The sequence below is a fragment of the Methylobacterium oryzisoli genome (genome assembly GCF_046557895.1).
Lineage (GTDB): Bacteria > Pseudomonadota > Alphaproteobacteria > Rhizobiales > Beijerinckiaceae > Methylobacterium > Methylobacterium oryzisoli.
Window position 1 is genome coordinate 1 of the sequence record NZ_JBKIBX010000049.1, and the last position, 3378, is coordinate 3378.

Genomic DNA, 3378 nt, shown 5'->3' on the forward strand with positions numbered 1-3378 from the left:
CCGGCCGGACGGCGCGCCCGCGACCGGCCGTCTTGACCGTGCCGCCGGTCGTCCCGATAAGCGAATGGCTGCGCTTGGGGGAGGCGGCGATGCGCGTCGCGATGCTGCTGCCGGTCGTGCTCTGGGCCGCCGGCGCCCGGGCGTCGGAGGCGCTGCCCGCGCACGAGACGCGCGCGGCCTATTCCGAGTTCCGCATCAGCCTCGCCCTCCAGGGCTGGAAGCCCGGCCGCGACGCCGCGACGGGCCAAGCCTGCGCGAGCGGCCGGACCCGGATCTGCGAGACCTTCGCGGAGGCCGTGGCTTGCCGTCGCACCACGCCGTCGCGCTGCCTGTTCGTGTGGACCAAGAACGCGACGCAGATCGAGGTGGAGACCGTCGGCAGCCAGCCCTACGGGATCCGGGTGGACCAGATGCGCTGCCGCGCCGGCTGCACCGCGGATGCCCCGCACTGGACCGGCAGCGACCGCTGACGCCGAGCGCGGGCCGACACGGCTCGATCGATACTCAACACCAGTATAAGGCGACGCTGAAACCGGGCCGGCGAGGGCACGTTGGTGGGGTCCGTTCCACCATCCCGACGTGGAGCACCCTTCCGTGGAGCCCCCCATGCATCGCCGCCACGCAATCCTGGGCCTGGCCTCGGCCCTGACCGTTCCCGTCCTGCTCGGCCGCGCCTTCGCGCAGAACACGCCCAGTCCCACCGCCGACAAGAGCGGCAATACCGGCGCCCGCATGGGCGAGGCCGAGGCCCGCTACGCCGCCGACACCCTGGCTGCCGGGTCGCTCGCGCTCGCCGCCAGCCGGATCGCGCTCAAGAAGGGCAAGGACGACGACGTCAAGGAATTCGCCGGGTTCGAGGTCGCCGAGCAGGAGACCATCGCCGACATCCTCAAGGCGATGCGCGATCAGACCGTGCCGCCGAGCGGGCAGGTGAAGGCGCCCTCCGAAGCCGAGGTGACGGGCCAGCTCGACGCCAAGGGCAAGGCGATGATCGAGAAGCTCAACGCCGCCACCGGCAGCGCCTTCGACCGCGAGTACATCCGCGGCCAGATCGAGGGCCACCGCGCCCTGCTGCAGATCCAGGAGACCTACCTCGGTGCGGGCAAGGACCGCGAGACCCTGGCGGTCGCCAAGCTCGCCCGCGGCCAGATCAAGGAGCACTTGGCGCTTCTGGCCGACATCGAGGACGACCTGAAGGGCTGAGCCGGCCGGCTCACGGCGGAGGCCGGGAGCCGGTGTCGATCCGGGCCCCGGCCAGGGTCACGGCGTGAGACGCGAAGGATCTCTAGGCGAGCATTCCTCGGGGAGCGTCACTCGGGCGGCGGGGCCGGATCGGTCCCGCCGCCCGCGCGTGGTCAGCCCTGCGGGCCGCCCATCATCCGCTGCATCTGCGTGAGCTGGGAGATGTGCAGCCGGATCAGCGGCAGGGCACCGCGGGCGATCCGGCGCAGGGCCGGATCCTCGCCGCTCTCGGCGTAGCTGCCGTGGATCGCCTGGGCCTCGCGGTGGCCCTGGAGGGAGGCGTTGACGAAGGTGGCGTCGTATTGCGGACCGGGCTGGAGGCCGGAGAGCTGCGAGAGGATCGCCGCCTTCTGCTCGTCGCTCGTCATCGCGCCCGGCGCGCCGAGCACGCCGCCCACCACGCCGGCCGCCGCCCCCGCGGCGGCGCCCGCCACCGCGAAGGGCGCGGCCACCAGGCCGCCGACCACGCCGCCCGGCCCCGGCGGGCGGCCGGCCATCGCCGGCGCACCGCCCGTCGCCGCGTCGATGCGGTTGGCGAGGTTGACCTGCTCGACCACCTCGGCGCGCGCGAACCGCTTCACGCGCGGGTTGTCGGACTTCCCGAACGCGTCGCGGGCGGTGTTCTCCAGGAACAGGCCGCCGCGGGTGGCCATGTCGAGGTAGACCGGGGTCGGGATCGCGCCGGCCGGGGTCGGCTGCGCGACGGCGGTGCGGGTCACGGCGAGGGCCGCGGTCGCGGACATCATCCCGAGGAGAAACTCACGGCGCTGCATGGATGGACTCCGGATAAACGCTAGAATTGTATAATGCGAAGAACTCGACCCATCCGAGTGCTCCCGGGACATCATCTCGGTACGCGCCCGCATGTTCCTGCGGCGGCGCGGCAGCTGACGCCGGCCCGTCAGGACGTATCCTGTCAGGACGATCGCCGGGCGAGGACGAGGGCAGCGGGCCGGGTGTCGCCCTCCGGCAGCCGAGTGGAGATGGACCGATGCGGGACGAGGTGACGCCGTTGCAGGTGGACCAGCAGGTGCAGCGCGTGCTGGCCGCCTCCGTGGCGGTCGCGGAGCAGTCGCTGCTCCTGGGGCTCGCGCTTCATCTCGCGTGGCTCGACGCCTGGATCCGGCCGATCCTCCAGGCGCAGGACACCTACCGGGAGTGGCACACCCAGCAGGAGCGCCGGGCGCGGCTGGTCCGGCGCGGCATCCCGGATCAGGTCGCCCGGCAGGGCCTGCGGCTGGTGTGAGCCACCGCGCCGGCCCGGCCCCCGCGATCACTTGGGCCGCCGGAAGCGGACTTGCCTGAGGTCTCTCGCCTGAGGTCTCTCGCCTGAGGTCTCTCGCCTGAGGTCTCTCGCCTGAGGTCTCTCGCCTGAAGCCTTCCGGCCGGGCGCCCTGCGTGGTCCGCGGCGGCAGAGCGTGGTTCCGAGATGAGCCGGCTCGCGACGGAGGCCGTTGCCGACCCTGATCCACGGCTCGCCAGCAACTCTTCCGCAAGGACAGGAACCGGACGTCTCGCGGACCGTTGATCGGGACAGCCGACGGCGAGGGCACCCCAGGAAAACCTTGCCGCGACCCGGGCCGGAATGGTCACTCACTGGTCGGCGCGTGCGAAACCTCACCGCGCCGCCGCGCGCGATGCTGTTTACCGATTTTCGAACCGCTCAACGGGTTTCGGCGCAACCCTTCTTCGCTTCGCGATTTATCTCTGGCAAGACGGCGAGCCGCCCCCCACGGCCCAACGCCCCTCAACCCCCAACGACCAGGATGTCCTCCATGTGCGCGCGATCCGGCGCCCGCCTGTCCCTGCTCGCCCTCCTGCTGGCCTTCTCGGGCGGCCTCGCGGCGGAGGCGGCGCCGGCCGTCGACAAGGCGCCCGCCAAGGCGGCGAACCGCGGCACCGCCGTGCGCGACGTGACCGCGACGGCGACCGTCCCGGAGGAATCCGCCGAGGACGCGAACTGCACCACCGCCCGCAAGCGCCTCTTCGTCGACGGCGAGGGCTGGATCGTGCGCCGCGTGACCACCTGCCGCTGAGCGCGGCCCCCGGGGCGCAGCCCCGCCGGATCCCGAAAGCAAGAACGCCCCGCCTGGGACCAGGCGGGGCGCTCTGCGTTTCAGCGCGGCGGGGGGGGGG

Annotated in this window: 5 protein-coding genes; 4 read left to right on the top strand and 1 reads right to left on the bottom strand. The window is 72.7% G+C overall.

Annotated elements, in window-relative coordinates:
- Positions 1-470 (top strand): hypothetical protein (locus ACKUB9_RS29330; protein WP_410825975.1); only part of this gene is annotated, 470 nt, incomplete at its 5' end.
- Between the two features lie 136 nt (positions 471-606).
- On the top strand, positions 607-1203 hold the full coding sequence (locus tag ACKUB9_RS29335; protein WP_407529075.1) for a DUF4142 domain-containing protein: 597 nt from the start codon (positions 607-609) through the stop codon (positions 1201-1203).
- A gap of 152 nt (positions 1204-1355) precedes the next feature.
- Here the strand turns inward: ACKUB9_RS29335 and ACKUB9_RS29340 are convergent, their stop codons facing one another.
- Positions 1356-2015: a DUF4142 domain-containing protein gene (locus ACKUB9_RS29340; RefSeq protein WP_407529076.1), complete on the bottom strand. Its 660-nt coding sequence runs from the start codon at positions 2013-2015 to the stop codon at positions 1356-1358.
- Between the two features lie 218 nt (positions 2016-2233).
- On the opposite strand from ACKUB9_RS29340, the gene ACKUB9_RS29345 reads away from it, so the two are divergent.
- Both ACKUB9_RS29345 and ACKUB9_RS29350 read left to right on the top strand, forming a co-directional pair.
- A complete protein-coding gene (locus ACKUB9_RS29345) occupies positions 2234-2488 on the top strand; it encodes a hypothetical protein (RefSeq protein WP_407529077.1) in 255 nt (84 codons plus the stop codon).
- 529 nt (positions 2489-3017) lie between these two features.
- Positions 3018-3278 (top strand): hypothetical protein, encoded by a 261-nt coding sequence (locus ACKUB9_RS29350; RefSeq protein WP_407529079.1) that lies wholly within the window; start codon positions 3018-3020, stop codon positions 3276-3278.
- Positions 3279-3378: the final 100 nt, after the last annotated feature.